The following is a 23,367-nucleotide window of genomic DNA, read 5'->3' as shown; positions in this document are numbered from 1 at the left end:
GCAAGTCGCCACAACCAAAGCGCCCTGCCATGTCACTGCCAACGTTATTATCCCAGCACATCGTTCGACGCCCGCAGCGCATCGCCTTGCTGCAGCACATCGCCGAACAGGGCTCGATCACCCGCGCGGCGAAAAGCGCCGGGCTCAGTTACAAGGCTGCCTGGGACGCCATCGATGAGCTGAACAACCTGGCGCAAAAACCCCTGGTGGAACGCAGCGTCGGCGGCAAGGGCGGTGGCGGTGCCAGGCTTTCCAGTGAAGGTGAGCGGGTGTTGCGCCTGTATCAGAAGCTCCAGGTTGTGCAGGCCCAGGTGCTGGAAACGGCTGAGGAAGCCAGCGACCTGAACCTGCTCGGTCGCTTGATGCTCAGGACCAGCGCACGCAATCAACTGCACGGCAAAGTCGTTGCGATCACCGCCCAGGGGCGCAATGACCGGATCCGCCTGGAGTTGGCCGCAGGGCTGGTCATCGACACGCAGATCACTCACGACAGCACCCTGCGCCTGGAACTGCAGACCGGTACCGAGGTGGTGGCGCTGATCAAGGCCGGCTGGCTTGAGTTGCTGGGCATGGATCAACAGTCGACACCCGGCACCAACTGCCTGCAGGGCAGGATCGAAGCAATAATCGACGCCGAGGACGGCCCGAGTGAAGTGCGCATCAGCCTGCCCAACGGCCAGACCCTCTGCGCGCTGGCCGAGCCGCTACACCTGCGAACACTGGTCCTGGACGTCGGCAAACCGGTACAGGTGCAATTTGCTCCCTCCAACGTACTGTTGGGTACACCGCTCTGAAACATTAGCGTCATTAATGCGCTTTAAGGTGGCTGCAAAATCCTGCAGGGAGCCTGATGTGAACCTACTAGAAGAAAACCAGTCCACTGACCTCGAAAAAATGGTCGGCCTCAGTCGCCGCGGCTTTATCAGCGCCGGAGCGCTCTGCGGCGCGGCCATGTTCATGGGCGGTAGCCTGCTGAGCCGCAGCGTCCTGGCCGCCAGCGTCAGCGCCGGCACCAGCCAGCTTCTGGGTTTCGAGAGCATCCCTGCCGCGACCAACGACGCCATCAGCCTGCCTCCGGGCTACCGGTCTTCGGTGCTGATCAGTTGGGGACAGCCGCTGCACAAGGATGGCCCGGCCTTCGATCCAAGCGGCAACGGCACCGCCGAGCAACAGGAATTGCAGTTCGGCGACAACAACGACGGCATGAGCCTCTTCGAGTTTCCCGGAGAAAAAGACCGCGCGCTGATGGCGATCAACAACGAATACACCAACTACCGCTATCTCTACCCCCACGGTGGCATGCCGCAATCGGCGGCCGACGTGCACAAAGCCCTGGCCTGCGAAGGCGTGTCGGTGATCGAAGTGCAGCGCAAGGGCGACCAATGGCACTTCGTCCAGGGCTCGCGCTACAACCGGCGCATCCATGGCAACGCGCCCATCGACCTGAGCGGTCCTGCAGCCGGGCATGCGCTGGTGAAAACCAGCGCAGACCCACAGGGCAAACATGTCCTCGGTACTTTCCAGAACTGCGCCAACGGCAAGACGCCATGGGGCACTTACCTGACGTGCGAAGAAAACTTCACTGACTGCTTTGGCAGCAGCGACGCCGGACAGCCGTTCGATGCCGCGCAAAAACGCTATGGCGTGGTCGCCGCCAGCAAGGAAATCAACTGGCACCCCCACGACCCGCGCTTCGACATGGCGAAGAATCCCAACGAGCTCAACCGTCACGGCTGGGTGGTGGAGATCGACCCGTTCGACCCCCAATCGACGCCGAAGAAGCGCACTGCCCTGGGCCGCTTCAAGCATGAAAACGCTGCGCTGGCAGAAACTGCCGACGGTCACGCCGTGGTCTACATGGGCGATGACGAGCGCGGCGAGTTCATCTACAAGTTCGTCAGCCGCGACAAGATCAATCATGCAGATGCCAAGGCCAACCGCGACTTGCTGGATCACGGCACCTTGTACGTCGCACGGTTCGACGCTGGCGACAGCCATGCAGATCATCCAAAAGGTCATGGCGAGTGGATCGAGTTGACCCATGGCAAGAACGGGATCGATGCCAGTAGCGGTTTTGCCGACCAGGCGCACGTGCTGATCCATGCACGCCTGGCTGCCAGCGTGGTCCATGCCACCCGCATGGACCGCCCGGAATGGATCGTCGTCAGCCCCAAGGACGGCCAGGTCTACTGCACTCTGACCAACAATGCCAAGCGTGGCGAAGAGGGCCAGCCGGTGGGCGGCCCTAACCCGCGGGAGAAGAATGTCTACGGGCAGATCCTGCGCTGGCGCACCGATCGCGATGATCACGGCGCCAACAGTTTTGCCTGGGACCTGTTCGTCGTTGCCGGCAATCCGGGCGTTCATGCCGGTACGCCAAAGGGTGGCTCGTCGAACATCACGCCGCAGAACATGTTCAACAGCCCGGACGGCCTGGGATTCGACGATGCCGGCCGGTTGTGGATTCTCACCGATGGCGACTCAAGCAATGCCGGCGACTTCGCGGGCATGGGCAACAACCAGATGCTCTGCGCCGACCCGGTGACGGGCGAAATCCGCCGGTTCATGGTGGGCCCGGTCGGCTGCGAAGTCACCGGGATCAGCTTCTCGCCAGACCATAAAACCCTGTTTGTCGGCATCCAGCATCCGGGGGAGAACGGCGGTTCGACCTTTCCCGAGCATCTGCCGAACGGTAAGCCACGGTCTTCGGTAATGGCTATCAGCCGTGAAGATGGCGGCGTGGTCGGCGCCTGATAAAACTTCATCGCGGGCAAGCCTTGCTCACACAGCTCCATGCGCCACTTTAGAGTCGGCGCCAACCCTGTGGGAGCGGCGGTGCGACGATTCGACTTGCCCGCGAAGGCGTCCGCCCGGACGACACACATCTCAACCCCACCCCCTAAACAAGCCCCGTCTGCGCTACCATGCTTGGCCGGACGCGGCAGCCTGCTGCGCGCAGGAGTCAGCATGGCCCACCCGTTTGCAACCCTCACCCCAGATCTTGTGCTCGATGCCGTCGAAAGCATCGGTTTTCTCAGCGACGCCCGCATCCTGGCCCTCAACAGCTACGAAAACCGTGTCTATCAAGTCGGCATCGAAGACGGTGAACCGCTGATCGCCAAGTTCTACCGCCCACAGCGCTGGACCAACGAAGCGATTCTTGAAGAGCACCAGTTCACCTTCGAGCTCGCCGAATGCGATGTGCCCGTGGTGGCGCCAATGATTCATAACGGTGCCAGCCTGCACGAGCACAACGGTTTTCGTTTCACCCTGTTCCCGCGCCGTGGGGGCCGCGCGCCGGAGCCAGGCAACCTCGACCAGCTGTACCGCCTGGGTCAATTGCTCGGGCGTCTGCACGCCGTGGGCGCGACCAAACCGTTCGAACATCGCGAAGCATTGGGCGTGCAGAACTTCGGCCATGCCTCGCTGGCGACGTTGCTTGAAGGTAATTTCATTCCCAAGAGCCTGCTGCCCGCCTATGAGTCAGTGGCCAGGGACCTGCTCAAGCGCGTTGAAGAGGTCTATAAGGCCACTCCACACCAGAACATCCGCATGCACGGCGATTGCCACCCCGGCAACATGATGTGTCGAGACGAGATGTTTCACATCGTCGACCTCGATGATTGCCGCATGGGCCCTGCAGTGCAGGACATCTGGATGATGCTTGCCGGCGATCGCCAGGAATGCCTCGGCCAGTTGTCAGAACTGATGGACGGCTATAACGAGTTCCACGACTTCGATCCACGGGAACTGGCGCTGATCGAACCGTTGCGCGCGCTACGCCTGATGCACTACAGCGCCTGGCTGGCCAGGCGCTGGGATGACCCGGCGTTCCCCCACAGCTTCCCGTGGTTCGGCACTGAGCGGTATTGGGGCGATCAGGTGTTGGCACTGCGTGAACAACTGTCGGCGCTCAACGAAGAACCGCTGAAGCTTTTTTGAGATTAAAAGATCGCAGCCTCTGGCAGCTGTAGGAGCTGCCGAAGGCTGCGATCTTTTTGTTTTCCGACAGGACACATCTATACAACCGCCCTACAATCCCCTCTTTGTTAGCTGCCTAAGCAAGGATTCTGCATGCAAGCCGCCAACCCGCGTCGCGGGTACATCCTGGGCCTGAGTGCCTACATCATCTGGGGACTTTTCCCGCTCTACTTCAAAGCCATCGCCAGCGTCCCCGCCGTGGAGATCATCATCCACCGCGTGCTCTGGTCGGCGCTATTCGGCGCCTTGCTGCTGATGGTCTGGAAGCACCCAGGCTGGTGGCGCGAATTGCGTGACAACCCTAAACGGCTGGCGATACTGGCCTTGAGCGGTACGCTCATTGCGGCCAACTGGCTGACCTACGTGTGGTCGGTAAACAATGGGCGCATGCTCGAAGCCAGCCTGGGTTACTACATCAACCCGCTGGTAAACGTGCTGTTGGGCATGCTGATCCTCGGCGAGCGCCTGCGACGCATGCAGTGGCTGGCGGTGGGCCTCGCGGCGGCTGGCGTGGCACAACAGGTATGGCAAGTCGGCAGCCTGCCCTGGGTGTCGCTGGTACTGGCATTGACCTTCGGTTTCTACGGCTTGATTCGCAAGCAGGCGCCGGTCAAGGCCCTGCCCGGCCTGGTGGTGGAAACCTGGATGCTGGTGCCAATCGCCGTTGCATGGCTGCTGTTCAACCCCGCGGCGAGCAGTGCGCAAGCACAGTTCTGGACCACGTCCGAAGCCTGGTGGCTGGTGGCTGCCGGGCCGGTGACGCTGATACCGCTGGTATGCTTCAACGCCGCCGCACGCCACTTGCCCTACACAACCCTGGGATTTCTCCAGTACCTGGCGCCAACGCTGGTGCTACTGCAGGCGGTACTGTTGTTTGATGAGCACCTGTCTTCCAGCACCCTGGTGGCCTTCATCTTTATCTGGGCAGGCCTGGCGGTTTACAGCGTCGATGCCGTGATAAATTTGCGCCGGCGCAGCTGATCAAAAAACACTCAAACCTCTGCAGGCCACGACGCTCGTGGCCTGCAACCAACTGCCCCAAGGTTATCCACAGCGTGATCCCCTGCGATTGTGCGCAAGTGATTGAAACTGCTGGTTTTTTGATCAACTCTTGAAGAGGCCCGGCCCGCCTGGGCTGGCGGGCTGTCTCTACAGGTTATCCACAGGCAGGTGCACGTTTAACTTGGATAACCTTCTCAAGCCTCACTGCGCAGCACCAGTTCCACCATCAGATCATCGGCCAACGTTTCCAGGCGCGACTGCAATACATCAAGCGAAAGCGTCAGCGGCACCGCCAGAATCGCTTCGGCGTGGAACAGCGGTTCGCTGCTCATGGGTGCAGGACGTACCTCGGTAACCAGCCGCTCGAGATTCACGCCCTGCTCGCTGAGCAGGCGAGTGATGTCGCGCACGATCCCCGGACGATCATTGCCCACCAACTCCATGGCGATCGGCTTCCAGGTGCAGGACTGTTCAATGCCACTTTCGGCGATCAGCACACGGATCCCGTGGGCGGACAAGGCTTGCAGCGCATCGACCAATTCGTCATAGGCTTCGGCCGGCACCCCCACCCGCAGGATCCCGGCGAACTGCCCGGCCATCCGCGACATTCGGCTTTCCAGCCAGTTACCGCCGTGCTCGGCAATGCACTGGGCGATGCGCTCGACCTGCCCAGGCTTGTCCGGAGCGAAAACTGTGAGTACGAGGTGGTCCATGGCGCAGCCCTCTTTTGTTATAGAAAAGGAAGTATAGGCAAGGGGAGATTCTGTGTTGAATCGTCTGCCGTCATCGCGAGCAGGCTCACTCCCACACGGATTGCGTCCTGTGAGAGCGAGCCTGCTGGCGATTGGGTGACCCACGAAAAACCTGCAAACCACAAATCGTGTACAACTTTTTATATTTAGCTGGAACAATCCATCACTTTTTTGAGAACATCCCGTTCCCCGTCGCGACCGCAATGCGTCATGGGGTCGCAGAACGACGCAATTAGTCTAATTTTCACAACCGCAATTCATCATGTAGTATGCCGCAGCGCGCACTACATAACGTTGGATCGATGTCTGCCAAGGCGCAGTCGCAACCCCTGAAAGCCCCATCAGCAAGGCTTCAAGCCGTTGATTGGACCAACCCCAGCCGCCCGCAAGGGCATGTACTGGCGCCAGGGTTTGTGGTTTAAATGGCCAGAGGCTTCATTGTCATAATTGAAGAGCTGAAAAGCGAAATAGCTGAGCAGAGTGAGGCAAGCAATGACTGAACACGTTCAAGTCGGTGGCCTGCAGGTCGCCAAAGTCCTGTTCGACTTCGTGAACAACGAAGCCATTCCCGGTACCGGCCTCACCGCCGATAAGTTCTGGGCCGGTGCCGACAAGGTCATTCATGACCTGGCGCCGAAGAACAAAGCCCTACTCGCCAAACGCGATGATTTCCAGGCTCGTATCGATGGCTGGCACCAAGCGCGTGCCGGCCATGCACATGACGCCGTGGCCTACAAAGCCTTCTTGCAAGACATCGGTTATCTGCTGCCAGAAGCGGCCGATTTCCAGGCAACGACGCAAAACGTCGATGACGAAATCGCCCGCATGGCCGGCCCGCAACTCGTGGTGCCGGTGATGAACGCGCGCTTCGCGCTCAACGCCTCCAATGCCCGCTGGGGTTCGCTGTACGACGCGCTTTACGGCACTGATGCCATCAGCGAAGCCGACGGTGCGGAAAAAGGCCAAGGCTACAACAAGGTCCGCGGCGACAAGGTCATTGCCTTCGCCCGCGCCTTCCTCGACGAAGCGGCCCCCCTGGCTGCCGGCTCGCACGTAGACTCCACCAGCTACAAGATTGTTGACGGCAAACTGGTGGTCGCCCTCAAAGGCGGCAGTAATTCCGGACTGCGCGACGACGCTCAGCTGATCGGCTTCCATGGCGATGCCGGGGCACCCACCGCGATCCTGCTGAAGAACAACGGCCTGCATTTCGAAATCCAGGTCGATGCCCGCACCCCCGTCGGCCAGACGGACGCGGCCGGCGTCAAAGACATCCTGATGGAAGCCGCGTTGACGACCATCATGGACTGCGAAGACTCCGTAGCGGCTGTCGATGCTGACGACAAGGTGGTGATCTACCGCAACTGGCTCGGCCTGATGAAGGGCGACCTGGCGGAAGAAGTTGCCAAAGGCGGCAAGACTTTCACCCGCACCATGAACGCCGACCGCACCTACACCGGCGTCGACGGCAAGGAACTGAGCCTGCATGGCCGCTCCCTGTTGTTCGTGCGTAACGTGGGTCACCTGATGACCATCGACGCCATCCTCGACAAGGACGGCAACGAAGTGCCGGAAGGCATTCTCGACGGCCTGGTAACGTGCCTGGCCGCGATTCACAGCCTCAACGGCAACAATTCGCGCAAGAACAGCCGCACGGGCTCGGTCTATATCGTGAAGCCGAAGATGCACGGCCCGGAAGAAGCCGCGTTCACCAACGAGCTGTTCGGTCGCATCGAAGACGTGCTGGACCTGCCGCGCAACACCCTCAAGGTCGGGATCATGGACGAGGAGCGCCGCACCACGGTCAACCTCAAGGCATGCATCCAGGCAGCCGCCGAGCGCGTGGTGTTCATCAACACCGGCTTCCTCGACCGCACTGGCGACGAAATCCACACCTCCATGGAAGCCGGCCCGATGGTGCGCAAGGCCGACATGAAGGCTGAAAAATGGATCGGCGCCTACGAGAACTGGAACGTCGATATTGGCTTGAGCACCGGCCTGCAAGGTCGTGCGCAAATCGGTAAAGGCATGTGGGCAATGCCCGACCTGATGGCGGCGATGCTTGAACAGAAAGTCGCTCACCCTCTGGCCGGTGCAAACACCGCCTGGGTACCGTCACCAACCGCAGCGGCGTTGCACGCATTGCACTACCACAAGGTCGACGTGTTCGCTCGTCAGGCCGAACTGGCCAAGCGTGCCCGCGCTTCGGTGGACGACATCCTGACCATTCCGCTTGCCGTGAACCCGAGCTGGACTGCGGAGCAGATCAGGAACGAACTGGACAACAACGCCCAGGGCATTCTCGGCTACGTGGTGCGCTGGATCGATCAGGGCGTAGGTTGCTCCAAGGTGCCGGACATCAATGACGTCGGCCTGATGGAAGACCGTGCGACCCTGCGTATCTCCAGCCAGCACATCGCCAACTGGCTGCGTCACGGCATCGTCACCGAAGAACAAGTGATGGAAAGCCTCAAGCGCATGGCGCCGGTGGTTGACCGTCAGAACGCCAACGACCCGCTGTACCGCCCACTGGCTCCGGACTTCGACAGCAACATCGCCTTCCAGGCGGCGGTCGAACTGGTGGTGGAAGGTACGAAGCAGCCGAACGGCTACACCGAGCCGGTCCTGCACCGTCGTCGCCGTGAGTTCAAGGCTGCCAATGGCCTCTGAGTAAACGCTAGCGGCGAACAAAAAAAGGCCCTGATCTTCGGATCAGGGCCTTTTTGCATATGAATGAGATAGTTTTTGGGAGTTGACTATGGCTCCAATCCCAACTCGTGCTTCACCAAACCCAGCAGCTTCACGGTATCAATGGGCTTGAGCAGAAAGTCCACCACGCTCAGGTGCATCGCTGCGATGGCGTCTTTCACATCGGCATCGCCGGACACAATGATGATCGGCATCGCCGCCCGCACCGATTCACGAACCTGGCGGATCAGGTCCAGGCCATCGACATGCCCCATCCGCAAATCGGTGATCACCAGGCCAATCGAGGGTTTCTCGTCCAGCATCTTCAGTGCGGTTTCACCGCTGGCTGCGGTCAGGCAGCGAATACCATCCAGCGCCAGGATCTCCGACAATAATTCACGTGCATCTTTGTCATCATCGACGATCAACACACGCTGGGGCGGTAGATCGGGTTCGAGCATGACCGCACTTAGCGCCTCGCGCTCGGCGTCACTCAGGATATCTTGGTCGGACATGGCTTTCTCAAAGGTTACAAATCGTTCCTGGCCCACTCGTGAGACATCGCCAGCCAGCGGTTCAATGTGCACTTCGTCGGATTTATTTCCAATAGGTGGGGAGTGAGATTTTTCCCAACGTTACGTCGGACTCTTCCGATAGTTAATCCGGTCGTTGCCTACCTAGACTTACGTCCAATGGGCACCCTGCGCCCATGGGCCGACCATGTTGAAGTCATCCGACAACAATAATTCCAAACGACTGCGGTAATGGTTATGAGTAAAGCGGACGCCTTCACCCAGGCAGGGAAAACTGCGGTGTTGCAAAACATCCAGGGCACTTTGCAGTTCCTTCAGCGCTTCCCGCCGTTCAATCACATGGAACACGCTCACCTGGCGTACCTGGTCGAGCAATGTCAGCTGCGCTTTTACGGACCCGGCGAGAGCATCATCAAGCCTGACGATGGCCCTGTTGAACACTTCTACATCGTCAAACAAGGCCGCGTCGTGGGTGAGCGCCCGCACACCGCCAAAGGCGGCACCGAAACCACCTTCGAAATCACCACCGGCGAGTGCTTTCCTCTCGCAGCGTTGCTGGGTGAGCGGGCCACTCGTACCGAGCACCTGGCGGCTGAAGACACCTTCTGCCTGCAACTGAACAAGCTGGCGTTCATCAAACTGTTCGCGCTTTCCCACACCTTTCGCGATTTCGCCCTGCGTGGCGTCAGCAGCCTGCTGGATCAGGTCAACCAGCAAGTCCAGCAAAAAGCCGTGGAAACCCTGGGCACCCAATACTCGCTCAATACCCGCCTGGGCGAGTTGGCCATGCGTCATCCAGTGACCTGCAGCCCGGTCACGCCACTGCGCGAAGCCGTGACCCTGATGCATGAACAACAGGTCGGCAGCATTGTGGTGGTCGATGGCGATAAGGCGCCGCTGGGGATTTTCACCCTGCGCGACTTGCGGCACGTGGTGGCAGGCGGCACCAACGACTTCAATGAAGCCATAGAAAGGCACATGACCCGCGCACCATTCTTTTTAACCCCGGACCACAGTGCATTTGATGCAGCGATCGCCATGACCGAGCGGCACATTGCCCACGTCTGCCTGGTCAAGGACCACCGCCTGTGCGGTGTGGTGTCGGAACGTGACCTGTTTTCCCTGCAGCGGGTCGATCTGGTGCACCTGGCGCGGACTATCCGCAGTGCCCAGCGCGTGGAAAGCCTGGTGGCGCTGCGCGGCGAGATCGGCCAACTGGTGGAGCGCATGCTGGCCCACGGCGCGTCTTCCACCCAGATCACCCATATCATCACCCTGCTTAACGATCACACGGTGTGCAGGGTGATCGAACTGACACTGGCGGAGAAAGGCGACCCGGGCGTGCCATTCAGCTGGCTATGTTTCGGCAGCGAAGGCCGTCGCGAGCAGACGCTGCACACCGACCAGGACAACGGCATTCTGTTCGAGGCGAGGGACGCCGCCCATGCGGCAGAAATTCGCGGCAAATTGCTACCCATCGCCCAACAGATCAACCAGAGCCTGGCGCTGTGCGGTTTTACCCTGTGCAAGGGCAACATCATGGCCGGCAACCCCGAGCTGTGTTTGTCCCGGGCTGAATGGGCGCGACGTTTCTCGGCGTTCATCCGCGAGGCCACGCCGGAAAACCTGCTGGGCTCGAGTATCTATTTCGACCTGCGCGTGGTCTGGGGCGATGAGCAAGGCTGTGAACAATTGCGCAGGGGCATTCTCGACCAGGTCGCCGACAATCGTTTGTTCCAGCGCATGATGGCCGACAATGCCCTGCGCAACCGCCCACCTGTAGGACGCTTCCGCGAATTCGTGCTGGCACGCAAACATGGCGAGAAAGCCACGATGGATTTGAAAGTCCAGGGCCTAACGCCCTTCGTCGACGGCGCCCGGTTGCTGGCGCTGGCCAACGGAATCGAGACCAACAACACCTTGGAACGCTTTCGCCAACTGGTTGATAAAGAGGTCATCGACCGGCTGGACGGCGCGGCCTACGAAGAGGCCTATCATTTCATCCAGCAAACCCGCATGCAGCAGCATCAGCTACAGACCCGGGAGAACCTGCCCTACTCCAACCGGGTCGACCCCGACAGCCTCAATCAGCTGGATCGGCGAATCCTGCGTGAATCCCTGCGCCAGGCCCAGCGTCTGCAAAGCAGCCTCACAGTGAGGTATCAGTTGTGAGCCTGTTTTCCTGGTTGCGCCCCGCCGGCCCCGCGCTGTCTGGCGAAATATTGCAACGTCTGGGTCGCTTGCCGCCGGCGATCGGGCTGAGCGAATGCAGCCTTCGCGAACAACGCTGGGTGGTGTTGGACCTGGAAACCACGGGGCTTAACCTGAACAAGGATCGGGTGTTGTCGATTGGTGCGGTAGTGATCGAGGACGGGGCCATCGACTTCAGTCAGCAGTTCGAACGAACCCTGCAATGCGCCGACATGAAACTGGCCCCCAGTGTGCTGATCCATGGCCTTGGCCCAAGCGCCATTGCGGCGGGCAGCGATCCGGCGCAGGCGTTGCTGGAGTTCATGGAGTTCCTGGGGGACAGCCCGGTGCTGGCTTTTCATGCCCCCTTCGATCAGCACATGCTCGGCCGGGCACTGAAGGATCATCTGGGGTACAAGTTGCAGAATACCTTTCTCGATGTGGCAGACATCGCCCCGCTATTGTGCCCCCAGGCGCCTATCCGCGAGGCCGGACTGGACGAGTGGATAGACTGGTTCAAACTCGAAGTGTTCGAGCGCCATAACGCCAGTGCCGACGCACTGGCCACCGCCGAACTGGCACTGATCCTGTTCAGCCGGGCACGGCAGCAGCAGATTCACAGCCCGTTGAATCTGCAGCAGCGGCTGAGTCAGTGGAAGCGGCGGCAGCAGTCTCCCTCCTTCTGATAGACGGCGCCTGACTAAACCACCCGACCAGCGCCAATTGCTTACCTCCCCCGCCTCTGCCACAATCGCGAACAATTCTCGTTAGTTAACTCTTCCCAATCGGTGATGCTGCGTGCCGTCAGTCCAAAGCCCCCACAGTGAGATCGTCGGTGCGCTATATCGCGACCACCGCAGCTGGCTATTGGCTTGGCTGCGCCGCAACGTTGCCTGCCCGCAACGGGCCGAAGACCTCAGTCAGGACACGTTCGTACGACTGCTGGGGCGTGGCGAACTGCACGAGCCCCGCGAACCCCGGGCGTTTCTGGTGGCAATCGCCAAGGGTCTGCTGTTCGACTACTTCCGCCGCGCCGCCCTGGAGCAAGCCTACCTGACCGAGCTGATGCTCATTCCCGAGGGCGAACACCCCTCGGTGGAAGAGCAGCAACTCATTCTCGAAGACCTGAAAAACATCGATCGCCTGCTCGGCAAACTGTCGAGCAAGGCGCGTGCGGCGTTTCTGTATAACCGTCTCGACGGCCTCAGCCACGCAGAAATCGCCCAGCGTCTCGGGGTGTCGGTACCCCGGGTCAGGCAATACCTGGCCCAAGGCATTCGCCAGTGCTACATCGCGCTGTACGGTGAGCCAGCATGAGCCCCGTGAGCTCCAAACCGGTCTCGGCCCAGGTACTGGACGCGGCGATTGCCTGGCAGCTGTCACTGGATTGCGCCAACCCGGTGGAGCGCGAAGAGTTCGCCAAATGGCACGCCGCCCACGAAGAGCACGCGCGCGCCTGGCGTCAGTTGGGCATGCTTGACCAGCGTTTCAGTGTCGCCAGTGGCCCGGCCCGCGCCGCGTTGCTGCAATCGCGTGAGGGCATCCGCCGACGCGTGCGCAAGCTGGGCAGCGGCCTGGCCAGCATCGTGGCGGTGATTGGCCTGGCATTGTTTGCGGGAGAGCGTTACTTGCCGCTCGACTATTGGCTGGCCGATCAGCGCACGGCCACTGGCGAGCAGCGCACCTTGCGCCTGAGCGACGGCACCGTGATCAACCTGAACACCCATAGCGCCGTGGACGTGCGGTTTGACGAGACGCAGCGTCGGGTGATTCTTCAGGACGGCGAAATCCTCGTTGAAACCGGCCACGGCGATGCCCGGCCGTTTATCGTCGAAACCCGCGAAGGCAGCCTGCGCGCACTGGGAACGCGGTTCCTGGTCAAGCGCGAAGAGGATGGCACACGCCTTAGCGTGTTGAAATCCGCAGTGGCCGCCCACCCGCAGGCGATTCGCGACGAACAGATTCTGCGCGAAGGCCAGCAGGTGCTGATGCGCAACAACGGCCTGGGCCCGGTCGTCGCGCTCAAGCCCGGCGCCGACGCCTGGACTCGCGGCATGCTGGTGGTGGACAACGCGCGCCTGGAAGAGCTGGTGCATGAACTGAGTCGTTACCGGCCGGGTTATCTGGGCGTAGCGCCCGAAATTGCAGACCTGCGGATCACCGGCAGTTTCCCGTTGAAGGATACCGACAAGGCCTTGCGCGCATTGCTGCCAACACTGCCAGTGCAGATTGAGCAGCACACGCAGTGGTGGGTGACGGTGGCGAAGGCTGAGGCTGAGGCCGAGCCTTGAAACCTTTGCTGGCTGGCAGGCCGCCATCGCGGGCACGCCTTGCTCCCACAGGATGTCTGGAGTCCACAGGGTCTCTGTACCCCATAGGATCCGGGTCGTTCGCTGAGTCGGGATGTACTCAAAACCTGTGGGAGCAAGGCTTGCCCGCGATGAGGCCAGTCGATTCACCGCAAACCTGAATCAACATTATTTTCACCTGGCTCTATCACTTTTGGATTCTCGTTCGGCACCTAGGCAATTGAGAAGTATTCCCTTTCAGGAGCCGCTTTATGTCCCGTACGCTAGACACCTTGTTGCGCCCCAGCCTGTTGGCCGTGGCCATTGCCCTCAGCGCCCCGCTGGCCAACGGCCCGCTATTGGCCGCCGAGCAGGCCTCCAGCGTGCGCGCCTACAACTTGCCCGCGGCTCCCCTGGCCAGCACCTTGAACCAGATCGCCAGCCAGGCGGGCCTTGCGCTGTCACTGAACCCCTCGCTTGCCGCCGGTAAAACCTCGGCACCCGTCCAGGGCCAGTTCGACGCCACCGGCGCGTTGCGCGAAGCGTTGCGTGGCACCGGCTTGCAACTGGAGCAAAGCAGCGCGGGCACGTTCAGCCTGGTGGCCGTGCCTGAGGGCGTGATGGCCCTGCCGACGACCAATGTGACAGGAGTGGAAAACACCGAGAGCGCCTGGGGCCCGGTTGACGGCTACCTCGCCACTCGCACTGCTGCCGGCACCAAGACCGACACTGCCCTGGTGGAAGCACCGCGCTCGATCTCGGTCGCCACTCGCCAGCAGATGGACGACCGCAACGTACAGAACATTGATGACGCCGTGCGCTACATGCCCGGCATCGTCGCCAGCAGCTACGGCAGCGACACCCGTGCCGACTGGTTGCGTGTACGCGGCTTCGAACCGACCCAGTTCCTCGACGGCCTGCCGCTGCCAAAAGGCGTATACGCCAACCCGAAACAGGAAACCTGGAACCTCGATCGACTCGCCCTGCTGCGCGGTCCGGCCTCCTCCGTGTATGGCCAGACCCCACCGGGCGGCATGCTGGACATGGTCAGCCGCCGCCCCAGCGCCGAGTCGAGCAGTGAAATCCAGGTGGAATATGGCAGTGACAATCATCGCCAGATCAACTTTGCCAGCACCGGCAAGATCGACGAAGACGGTCGGTTCCTCTACGGCCTAAGCGCAGTGGTCCGCGACAGTGGCACGCAGATCGACCACGTCGATAACAAGCGCTACAACATTGCGCCCAGCCTGACCTGGAACATCGACGATGACACCAAATTCACCCTGCTGACGCAGTTCACCCGCGACGATACCGGCATCACCAGCCAGTTCCTGCCGATTCAGGGCACCAAAATCCACTCGCCACTGGGTGACATTTCCCATCACAAGAACCTCGGTGATCCAGACTGGGAATACTACGACCGCACCTACTACGCCTTGGGTTATGCCTTCGAGCATCGCCTGAACGATGTCTGGCAGTTCAAGCAGAACCTGCGCTACACCAAATCGGACCTGTCGTTCCAGGCGCTCACCCCCGGCGCCTACCCGTTCACCCAGGTGGACGCCCAAGGCAACGTCGGCCGTTCGAGCACCAGCGTCGACGAGGACATCAGCCAGTTCGCCGTGGACAACAACTTCCAGGCCGATTTCGCCACGGGTGATGTAGGTCACACCTTGTTGATCGGCCTCGATCACCAGCGCACCAACACCAACTACACCTCGATTTTCGGTGATGGCCTGACCACCAACGTCAACAATCCCGTCTATGGACTGCCCATCGTGCGCCCGCCGCGTTCCGATGCGTTCTACGACTACGATCAGAAGACCTACCAGACCGGCCTGTATGTGCAGGACCAGATGTACATCGATCAATGGCGACTGACGCTGGGCGGTCGTGAAGACTGGGTGCACACCGGTACCAATTTTTTCAACAAAGGTGATGCCACCAACACCGAGCGCGACAAGAAATTCAGCGCCAATGCGGCCATCAGCTACGTGTTCGACAACGGCATCGTGCCCTACCTGTCCTACGCCGAATCGTTCCAGCCAACCAGCAACGCCACGGCCTCGCCCACCGATTCGTTCAAGCCTACCGAAGGCGAGCAATGGGAGTTGGGTATCAAGTATCAACCGCCTGGGAGCAACACCCTGCTGACCGCTGCGGTGTATACCCTGACGCAGAAGAACGTCTCCGTCACCACCACCAACTCCAATAATGTCTCGATCACCAGCCAGACCGGCGAAGTGAAAGTCAAAGGGCTGGAACTGGAAGCCGTCTCCGACGTGACCGAAAACCTCAAGGTCATCGCGGCCTACACCCTGGCCAAATCCGAGGTACAGGACGGCGCGTTCAAGGGCAATCGCCTGCAACTGATGCCCAACCAGCAGGCTTCGCTGTGGACCGACTACACCTGGCACACCGGTGTGCTCGACGGCTTTGGCGTAGGCGGCGGCGTTCGCTACACCGGTAATACCTATGGCGACCAGGCCAACACCGAGCTGGGCAAGGCGGACGCTTTCACCGTGTTCGACGCCGCTGTCCACTACGATCTCGGCCGCCTGGACAACAGCCTCAAAGGCGCGTCCCTGGCACTGAACGCCACCAACTTGTTCGACAAGGATTACATCTCCACCTGTGACAGTTTCTATTGCTACTACGGCGACCAGCGCAGTGTCGTCGCCAGTGCGACCTACAAGTGGTAAACGCTTGACCTGACACACCCAACACCGGGCCGTCCTTCGAGGACGGCTTTGGTATTTCTGAAGGGCTGCAAATGAAGAGTAAAACGATCCGCCGCTGGTCCTTCGTCCATACCTGGACCAGCCTGATTTGCACCGTGTTCCTGCTGATGCTGGCGGTAACCGGCTTGCCATTGATTTTTCACCACGAGATCGACCATCTCCTGGGCGATGCACCCGAGCTCAAGGAAATGCCCGCCGGCACTTCGCGGCTGAACTTGCAGCAACTGGTGCTGGCGGCGGAAAAACATCGGCCGGGCGAAGTCATGCAGTACTTCGGTTTCGACGAAGAAGACCCCAATGCCGCGTTCGCGATCATGGCGGCCACTGCCGGAACCGAGCCGAATTCGTCCCATACCTTCATGCTCGACGCCCGCACCGGTGAAGCACTGGAAATGCCTTCGGCGAACGGCGGTTTCATGATGATCATGCTGCGACTGCACGTGGACATGTTCGCCGGCCTGCCGGGCAAGCTGTTGCTGGCGTTCATGGGCATTCTGTTCGTGGTAGCCATCGTGTCCGGGACAGTGCTGTACCTGCCGTTCATGCGCCGGTTGAAATTCGCCACCGTGCGCCAGGATAAATCCACACGCCTGCGCTGGCTCGACCTGCATAACCTGATCGGCGTCGTGGCCCTGACCTGGATGCTGGTGGTCGGTGTCACCGGAGTGATCAGCGCCTGTGCCGACCTGCTGATCGCGGCATGGCGCAATGAGGCCTTGGGCGCGATGATCGCGCCCTATGCCGACGCACCCGTGCTGACGCAGCTCGCGCCACCGACTCGCCTGCTGGACATCGCCAGCGAGGTCGCACCGGACATGCAACCCGACTTCATCGCCTTCCCCGGCACGCGGTTCTCCAGCGAGCATCATTACGCCGTATTCATGAAAGGCAACACGCACCTGACCTCCCACCTGCTGACGCCAGTGCTGATTGACGCCAGCACCCTGCAAGTCACTGCCGTGGCGGAGCGGCCGTGGTACATGGACGTCATGGGCATGTCGCAGCCGTTGCACTTTGGTGATTACGGCGGCATGCCGATGAAAATCCTGTGGGCGACCCTGGATGTGCTGACCATCATCGTGCTCGGCAGCGGGGTGTACCTGTGGGTCGTGCGGCGCAAAGCGGCAAAGCCTGTGCTTGAAACTGCGGAGGCTCAAGCATGAGGCCGCGCCAGTCGAATTTCTGGAAAGTCTTTGCCATTCCCACGGTCATCGGCCTGTTCACCGCCGCCGGGTTGTTCGCGGCGTTGCTGGGCGATGGCGTGTGGGATGCTTTGAGCTGGCTGGGCCTGGGCATTCCCGCCGCCTTCGCCCTGCGAGGCCTCCTGCAACGCCGGTAACGCGACGTCCCCGGTAGGAGCAGCCTGCGGCAGCTCCTACGGTCCCCTCGTTGCCCGCCACCTGAAAATGCAAAACCTGTGGGAGCGGACTTGCTCGCGAAAGCGGTATATCAGTCGACATCTGTGTCGGCTGATATACCGATGGCGGTGCGTCAGTTACATCAATTTCAGATGTGCTACCGTCATCGCGGGCAAGCCTTGCTCCCACCGCTGCCTGCCACCACCACTGACCGAGACGCCGCCATGTCCACCCCGACCATGACCCTCTACCACAACTCCCTCTCGCCTTTCGTACGCAAAGTCATGGTGCTGCTGCACGAAACCGGTCAACAGGACCGAGTCGCCCTGCAAAACTGCGTGCTCTCCCCAGTCGACCCAGACCCGAGCCTGATCAACGACAACCCCCTGAGCAAAATCCCCGCCCTGCGCCTGGCCGACGGCAACGTCATCCACGACAGCCGGGTGATCCTCGATTACCTCGATCACCAGCACGTTGGCAATCCGCTGATCCCCCGCGAAGGCTCGGCCCGCTGGCGCCGCCTGACGCTCGCCTCCATGGCCGACGGCATCATGGACGCCGCCGTGCTCACACGTTACGAAGTGGCCCTGCGCGCCCCGGAAAAACACTGGGATGCCTGGCTTGACGGCCAGCGCGACAAAATCCGCCGCGCGCTCGCATTGCTTGAAGCAGAGGCCATCGCCGAGCTGACCAGTCATTTTGATGTGGCGGCGATCAGTGTGGCTTGTGCCCTTGGTTATCTGGATCTGCGCCATCCGGACCTGGCTTGGCGCGAGCCTAATCCGCAGCTGGCAGCGTGGTATTTCGAGGTGAGCCAGCGGCCTTCGATGTTGGCCACAATGCCCAAGGTTTGAATTTCAGTTCAAAGTAATGGCCTCAAAAGATGGTCCGATTGGGGGCTGAACGGTTTGACTACGTAATCGTCGGCACCGATTTACAGCCCTACCACGCGATCGATTTCCGCATCGCGGGCGCTGAGGAAAATCAGATAAAGCCCTCGCCCTGCAAGGCGAATATCAGGGTATCGGCAATGGCGGCTTCGTCTTCGACCAACAGGATATGGGGCATGGCGTGCGGGCCCGTCAGTTAAGTGGGGGGAACGGTGAACCATGGTGGATGCGACGTCAATCGGCAGCCAATGCTCAGCAATCAGGCTTATCCGCGGTAAAACGCCGAGCTGGATTCACCGCCGCACCAAACTCACGCAGCGCCTTTGCCCCAATCAACAACGGATAGTTAAAACTGCTGCGATCCGTCAAATTGACCTCGACCGTGCGCTTGACATTACCCAGGCACAGCTCCAGATCCACCACCGGACGCTTGGTCGGCGCCGCCGACTCATCATCGTCCGCATCCTCTTCCGAGCGGGTCTTGATCTTGCTGATCCGCGCAATCTTGTGCTCGTAGACCTTATTGCTCGCATCCTTGGTCGCAAGGCGGAAACGCACCCACTCATCACCGTCACGGGTGAAGGTCTCGATGTCTTTGGCCGACAGCGACGCGGTCAGGGCGCCGGTGTCCATTTTGGCCTTGAGCACTTCGCCGCCGATTTCCGGCAGCGCGATGTATTCGTAGCGACCGTACAGGGTCGGCTCGGCGGCCATCACTGGCAGGGCCACCAAGGTCAGCAGGGCGAAGAGGGATTTCACGTAGTGGGCATCCTTGAAAAGTGGGCAGCGCAATTTTAGACAGCCAGTGGGCAATTCGTTCGTTCTAACGATCGCGTCGCGGGCAAGCCCGCTCCCACAGGGTTTTGGGTGGTTCAAAAAATCTTGCACACCTCAATCTACTGGGGCGCGGGATTGCCCGCGAAGAGGTCGGATCAATCACCACAAGACCTGAGGACCGTTAATGAGGTCAAGCATACCGCCAGCCAGGTGAAACATTCGTCATCACCGATTTGGCCTCGCGCCCGAAGCTGCTTATCATGACGCGCCCAAATGATTTCAAGAGTGACTTATGCGCCGACTGCTCACCGGCTGTTTCGTTACCCTGCTGCTGTTGCTCAACACCCTGGTCCTGTTCGGGCCGCTGATGGTGTTTGCCTTGCTCAAGCTGGTGCTGCCAGGGCGCCTGCGCGACTACGCGTCGGGGGCGGTGATGTGGATCGCCGAGACCTGGGCGGAAGTCGACAAGCTGATCTTCCGGCTGTGCATCCCCACGCAATGGGACATCCGTGGCGGCGATAACTTGCGCACTGACACGTCCTATCTGGTGATCAGCAATCATCAATCCTGGGTCGATATTCCGGCGCTGATTCAGACGCTGAACCGGCGCACGCCGTTCTTCAAGTTTTTCCTCAAGAAAGAACTGATCTGGGTGCCCTTCCTGGGGCTGGCGTGGTGGGCACTGGATTACCCGTTCATGAAGCGCTACACCAAAGCCTTCCTGGCAAAGAACCCGGAGCTTGCCGGCCAGGATCTGAAAATCACCAAGGCGGCCTGCGAGCTGTTCAAGCGCCAGCCGGTGACGGTGGTCAATTACCTGGAAGGTACCCGGTTCACTGCCGCGAAAAGCGCCCATCAGCAATCACCCTTCACCCACCTGCTCAAACCCAAGGCGGGCGGTGTGGCGTTTGTGCTGGCGGCGATGGGCGAGCAGCTGGATGCGATTCTCGACGTCACCGTGGTCTATCCGCAGCAGAAAATCCCGGGCTTCCGGGACCTGATCAGCGGCAACTTGCCGAGGGTCATCATCGACATCAACACCCGCGAACTCGACCCCGCGCTGTGGCAGGGCGATTACGAAAACGATCCGGTTTTTCGCGAAAAAATCCAAAACTGGGTCAACCAGCTCTGGATCGAAAAAGATCAGCGCATCGACGCCTTGCGCGCCGGGCGCCGCTGAATCAGGTGCCGGTACCTGCGCCCCAGATGCTGCCGAGGCTTTGTAGCAGCGAACCACCAACGCCTTGTTGACCGAGGTATTGCAGGATCAAGGGGGCAAACTGGCCGATCATGCCGGTGTCCATGCCCAGGGCGCTGAACGCATTGTTCAGGTCGTTGGTGTCCTTGACGGAGCCCAAGGCATTGTCCAGCCCTGCCGCCTTGCCGTTCGAGCCGAGCAAACCGGCCAACGCGCCCAGCTCACCACCGCCCGACAACTTGTCGATCCCCGGAACGCTTTTGGCCAGTTCGGAATAGTCGGTCGAACTCAGCTGATTCTTCGCCAGGCCCAGCATCGCCGCGGCGCCACCGACGGCTTGCTCGGGTTTTACATTCAACTGCGAAGTCAGCGCGCCGAGCAGACCCGCCGTTTCCGAGGTCGGCGCCGCTTTAGTGGCCGCATCACCGCCCTGCATGCTCGACGCCGCTTTGGTCAGATCGTCCAGGGTGAACCCGGCGAACACCGGGCTGGCCGCCAGGGTCATGAGCGAAGCCAGTGCAAAACCGCGTGAAATCTTCATCGAGACAACCTCTTTAGGCATAAACCGCCCACCCATGAGCGGCGAAAAGCTGTGCGTTCGACTGGTTTCCCGGAGGATTGTTCCCGCATCTGTAAGCCTGTCGCAGCTTCTGTAGGAGCTGCCGAAGGCTGCGATCTTTTGATCTTCAGCGCATTCAAGCCCGCCCAAAATCAAGATCAAAAGATCGCAGGCTTTGCCAGCTCCTACAAGGTCCGGCGTTGTGACCCGTAAAAAGAGTTTCTTCGTGGTGCATCCAGTCTAGACCCGGCCGCGTATATCAAGCACGGACAGACATTCCTGGCCGATTCCCTCCTCAAGGATCACTACCATGAAACGCACTTCGATGAAAACGCCGTTGATTGCCAGCCTGCTGACCCTGGCCCTTGGCGGCGGATCCGTCCTGAACACCGTGCAAGCGGCAACCATGAGCCATGACGCGGTGATGGTCGGCGGCCAAAGCATGCTGCCGAGCAAAGACATCGTCGACAACGCGGTGAACTCCTCAGACCACACCACGCTGGTCGCCGCCGTGAAAGCCGCCGGCCTCGTCGACACGCTCAAAGGCAAAGGCCCATTCACCGTGTTCGCACCGGTCAATTCGGCCTTTACCGCCCTGCCCGCCGGCACCGTCGATACGCTGCTCAAACCTGAAAACAAGGCCACCCTGACCAAAATCCTCACCTACCACGTCGTCGCCGGCAAACTCGACATGATGACCCTGACCGAGAAGATCAAGGCCGGTGGCGGCAAGACCGAACTCACCACCGTCGCTGGCGGCAAGCTCTGGGCGATGATGAACGGCCCGCACAACATCACCATCAAAGATGAAAAAGGTGATGTCGCCGATATCACCACCTACGACGTGTACCAGTCAAACGGCGTGATTCAGGTCATCGACAAAGTGCTGATGCCGAAAGGTTGAGTTGTACCGCCGGCCCTGCGCATCAGGGTCGGCGGATTTTTCCGAGGTGTCTGCCCGTGAATGGAACAACTGCGCGCTGTGAACTAACCTCTGCCTGCAACCGGCACCGCACGCAGCCTCACCTCACCACCTCGACTGATTGGAGAACCGTTATTTCCATTGCCGACACCGATCAGCTCAGGCAGCTTCTGGCCCAGTGTTCGCTGGGTGACCGCCGCGCATTCGAGACGCTTTACCGCAGTGTCGGCCCGCGTTTGCACGGTATTGCCCTGCGGTTCATGGGGCGTCAAGACCTGGCCGAAGAAGTGCTGCAGGAAAGCTTCGTGCGCATCTGGAAAAACGCTTCGCGCTATGAGGCACATCTGTCGGCGCCGCTGACCTGGATGGTCAACATCACCCGCAATCAAGCCATCGACCAGCTGCGCAAACACCGCGACCGACCGTTGACCGATCTCGAAGAACAGGCGCTGGTGGATGAAAGTCCATCCGCCCACGAATTATTAAACACCGCACGCGAGGCCAATGCCTTGAACCGCTGCCTGGAAAGCCTCGACGGCATGCAGCGTCAATCGATCACCGTCGCCTACTTTCAAGGGCTGTCCTGCTCGGAACTGGCGGAACACCTGGCCGCGCCGCTGGGCTCGGTCAAATCCTGGATCCGCCGTGGTATGGAGCGCCTGCGCAGGTGCCTTGAATCATGAACTATCAAACCCCGAGCCTGCGCCGAGCCCTCGCCGCCGACTACGCCATTGGCTTGATGCCAGCAGCAGCTCGTCGGCGCTTTGAACAGTTGCTGCTGGAAGACGCGGCATTACGCGCAGAACTGGCGCACTGGCAGGACAGTCTCGCCAGCCTGACCGAAGCATTGCCCGAGCAACCGGTGCCGGAACGCGTGTGGCAAGGCATCACGGCGCGCATCGACCCACAAAAACTGTATGTGCCACAGAAGCGTTCCTTCTGGAACTGGATGCGGGTGACGGCGGCGTTGTGTTCGCTGGTGGTCGTCGTGTTCCTGAGCGTGCTCTACAACCGTGATGAAGCGCGGTACAGCGCGACATTGCTGGCGGCCGATTCGCAACCGGCGCTAAGGGTTCAGGCCCACGACAACTATCTGCAAGTGGAGCCGCTGGCGTTGGCTGCGATTGATCCGGGACGCAGCCTGGAGTTGTGGGCGATACCGGCGAATGGCAAACCGATTTCCCTCGGCGTGATTCCGGCGGGTGGCAAGGGCAAGGTTGAGCTGAGCGATGCGCAAAAGGTGCTGATAGGCAAGCCGATTGCGTTGGCGGTGAGCCTGGAGCCCAAGGGGGGCTCGCCGACCGGGCAGCCGACGGGGCCGGTGTTGTATCAAGGGTCGTTGGCGGTGTTGTGAGCAAACGAAAAGATCAAAAGATCGCAGCCTTCGGCAGCTCCTACAGGGTTACGCGTTCGGCATAGAAGCTGCCGAAGGCTGCGATCTTCTGATGTAAAAACGGCGACCCTGAGGTCGCCGTTTTGTTTTGCGTA

At 60.6% G+C, this 23,367-nt stretch carries 21 protein-coding genes and 1 pseudogene; 17 read left to right on the top strand and 5 right to left on the bottom strand.

All coding sequences use genetic code 11. The features are described from left to right. Positions 1-29 precede the first annotated feature (29 nt). The 4 genes from AAEZ09_RS07750 to rarD all read left to right on the top strand — a co-directional run bounded on the left by AAEZ09_RS07750 (position 30) and on the right by rarD (position 4,962). Positions 30-794, top strand: a complete 765-nt coding sequence (locus tag AAEZ09_RS07750) for a TOBE domain-containing protein (protein ID WP_045059932.1) — start codon at positions 30-32, stop codon at positions 792-794. Between the two features lie 58 nt (positions 795-852). Then, positions 853-2,754: an alkaline phosphatase PhoX gene (locus tag AAEZ09_RS07745; protein WP_205892091.1), complete on the top strand. Its 1,902-nt coding sequence runs from the start codon at positions 853-855 to the stop codon at positions 2,752-2,754. Positions 2,755-2,967: 213 nt separating this feature from the next. Beyond that, on the top strand, positions 2,968-3,942 hold the full coding sequence (locus AAEZ09_RS07740) for a serine/threonine protein kinase (protein WP_045059930.1): 975 nt from the start codon (positions 2,968-2,970) through the stop codon (positions 3,940-3,942). A 132-nt stretch (positions 3,943-4,074) separates the two neighbouring features. Continuing rightward, entirely contained in the window at positions 4,075-4,962 is an 888-nt protein-coding gene (gene rarD, locus AAEZ09_RS07735) for an EamA family transporter RarD (RefSeq protein ID WP_045059929.1), read from the top strand. A 215-nt stretch (positions 4,963-5,177) separates the two neighbouring features. Here rarD and AAEZ09_RS07730 read toward each other — a convergent pair whose 3' ends face one another. Beyond that, a complete protein-coding gene (locus AAEZ09_RS07730) occupies positions 5,178-5,696 on the bottom strand; it encodes a glycine cleavage system transcriptional repressor (protein ID WP_045059928.1) in 519 nt (172 codons plus the stop codon). Positions 5,697-6,227: 531 nt separating this feature from the next. Here AAEZ09_RS07730 and AAEZ09_RS07725 point away from each other — a divergent pair. Further along, positions 6,228-8,405 carry a malate synthase G gene (locus AAEZ09_RS07725; RefSeq protein ID WP_045059927.1) on the top strand — a complete coding sequence of 726 codons (2,178 nt, stop codon included), beginning with the start codon at positions 6,228-6,230 and terminating at the stop codon, positions 8,403-8,405. Positions 8,406-8,491: 86 nt separating this feature from the next. On the opposite strand, the gene AAEZ09_RS07720 is transcribed toward AAEZ09_RS07725, so the two are convergent. After that, entirely contained in the window at positions 8,492-8,938 is a 447-nt protein-coding gene (locus tag AAEZ09_RS07720; RefSeq protein WP_045059926.1) for a response regulator, read from the bottom strand. A 249-nt stretch (positions 8,939-9,187) separates the two neighbouring features. Here AAEZ09_RS07720 and AAEZ09_RS07715 point away from each other — a divergent pair, with 249 nt between their 5' ends. The 8 genes from AAEZ09_RS07715 to AAEZ09_RS07680 all read left to right on the top strand — a co-directional run bounded on the left by AAEZ09_RS07715 (position 9,188) and on the right by AAEZ09_RS07680 (position 18,387). Beyond that, on the top strand, positions 9,188-11,128 hold the full coding sequence (locus tag AAEZ09_RS07715; RefSeq protein ID WP_045059925.1) for a putative nucleotidyltransferase substrate binding domain-containing protein: 1,941 nt from the start codon (positions 9,188-9,190) through the stop codon (positions 11,126-11,128). Further along, positions 11,125-11,832, top strand: a complete 708-nt coding sequence (locus tag AAEZ09_RS07710; protein WP_045059924.1) for a 3'-5' exonuclease — start codon at positions 11,125-11,127, stop codon at positions 11,830-11,832. Before AAEZ09_RS07715 ends, AAEZ09_RS07710 begins: the two co-directional genes overlap by 4 nt. 112 nt (positions 11,833-11,944) lie before the next feature. Next, a complete protein-coding gene (locus AAEZ09_RS07705) occupies positions 11,945-12,463 on the top strand; it encodes an RNA polymerase sigma factor (RefSeq protein ID WP_350598901.1) in 519 nt (172 codons plus the stop codon). Further along, a complete protein-coding gene (locus AAEZ09_RS07700) occupies positions 12,460-13,437 on the top strand; it encodes a FecR domain-containing protein (RefSeq protein ID WP_350598897.1) in 978 nt (325 codons plus the stop codon). The genes AAEZ09_RS07705 and AAEZ09_RS07700 overlap by 4 nt, the downstream gene beginning before the upstream one ends. 269 nt (positions 13,438-13,706) lie before the next feature. Further along, positions 13,707-16,136, top strand: coding sequence for a TonB-dependent siderophore receptor (locus AAEZ09_RS07695; protein WP_350598895.1), 2,430 nt, complete (start codon positions 13,707-13,709; stop codon positions 16,134-16,136). Positions 16,137-16,207: 71 nt separating this feature from the next. Then, entirely contained in the window at positions 16,208-17,338 is a 1,131-nt protein-coding gene (locus AAEZ09_RS07690; RefSeq protein WP_350598893.1) for a PepSY-associated TM helix domain-containing protein, read from the top strand. Beyond that, positions 17,335-17,514 (top strand): hypothetical protein, encoded by a 180-nt coding sequence (locus tag AAEZ09_RS07685; protein WP_045059919.1) that lies wholly within the window; start codon positions 17,335-17,337, stop codon positions 17,512-17,514. The genes AAEZ09_RS07690 and AAEZ09_RS07685 overlap by 4 nt, the downstream gene beginning before the upstream one ends. Positions 17,515-17,757: 243 nt before the next feature. Continuing rightward, positions 17,758-18,387, top strand: a complete 630-nt coding sequence (locus AAEZ09_RS07680; protein ID WP_045060010.1) for a glutathione S-transferase — start codon at positions 17,758-17,760, stop codon at positions 18,385-18,387. Between the two features lie 83 nt (positions 18,388-18,470). On the opposite strand, the pseudogene AAEZ09_RS07675 reads toward AAEZ09_RS07680, so the two are convergent. Both AAEZ09_RS07675 and rloA2 read right to left on the bottom strand, forming a co-directional pair. After that, positions 18,471-18,601, bottom strand: a pseudogene (locus AAEZ09_RS07675) (two-component system response regulator CreB); the annotation flags it as partial. 74 nt (positions 18,602-18,675) lie between these two features. Beyond that, the gene (rloA2, locus tag AAEZ09_RS07670) at positions 18,676-19,182 is read right to left on the bottom strand and encodes a retropepsin-like aspartic peptidase RloA2 (RefSeq protein WP_045059918.1); all 507 of its coding nucleotides are present in this window, start codon (positions 19,180-19,182) and stop codon (positions 18,676-18,678) included. A 310-nt stretch (positions 19,183-19,492) separates the two neighbouring features. Between rloA2 and yihG the strand changes: the two genes are divergently transcribed. After that, a complete protein-coding gene (yihG, locus tag AAEZ09_RS07665) occupies positions 19,493-20,380 on the top strand; it encodes a 1-acylglycerol-3-phosphate O-acyltransferase, YihG family (RefSeq protein WP_045059917.1) in 888 nt (295 codons plus the stop codon). A gap of 1 nt (position 20,381) precedes the next feature. On the opposite strand, the gene AAEZ09_RS07660 is transcribed toward yihG, so the two are convergent. After that, positions 20,382-20,939 carry a DUF2780 domain-containing protein gene (locus AAEZ09_RS07660; RefSeq protein ID WP_350598889.1) on the bottom strand — a complete coding sequence of 186 codons (558 nt, stop codon included), beginning with the start codon at positions 20,937-20,939 and terminating at the stop codon, positions 20,382-20,384. 328 nt (positions 20,940-21,267) lie between these two features. Between AAEZ09_RS07660 and AAEZ09_RS07655 the strand changes: the two genes are divergently transcribed. The 3 genes from AAEZ09_RS07655 to AAEZ09_RS07645 are packed head-to-tail and all read left to right on the top strand — an operon-like array spanning position 21,268 to position 23,233. Continuing rightward, the gene (locus tag AAEZ09_RS07655) at positions 21,268-21,861 is read left to right on the top strand and encodes a fasciclin domain-containing protein (protein ID WP_082069185.1); all 594 of its coding nucleotides are present in this window, start codon (positions 21,268-21,270) and stop codon (positions 21,859-21,861) included. Positions 21,862-21,917: 56 nt separating this feature from the next. After that, on the top strand, positions 21,918-22,562 hold the full coding sequence (locus AAEZ09_RS07650) for a sigma-70 family RNA polymerase sigma factor (RefSeq protein ID WP_350598885.1): 645 nt from the start codon (positions 21,918-21,920) through the stop codon (positions 22,560-22,562). Continuing rightward, positions 22,559-23,233 (top strand): anti-sigma factor, encoded by a 675-nt coding sequence (locus AAEZ09_RS07645; RefSeq protein ID WP_350598883.1) that lies wholly within the window; start codon positions 22,559-22,561, stop codon positions 23,231-23,233. Before AAEZ09_RS07650 ends, AAEZ09_RS07645 begins: the two co-directional genes overlap by 4 nt. Positions 23,234-23,367 lie beyond the last annotated feature (134 nt).

It is taken from the genome of Pseudomonas sp. 65/3-MNA-CIBAN-0223 (genome assembly GCF_040310425.1).
GTDB lineage: Bacteria > Pseudomonadota > Gammaproteobacteria > Pseudomonadales > Pseudomonadaceae > Aquipseudomonas > Aquipseudomonas gregormendelii.
The sequence above is the reverse complement of the archived record's forward strand: the minus strand, read 5'-3'. Positions and strand labels throughout refer to the sequence as shown.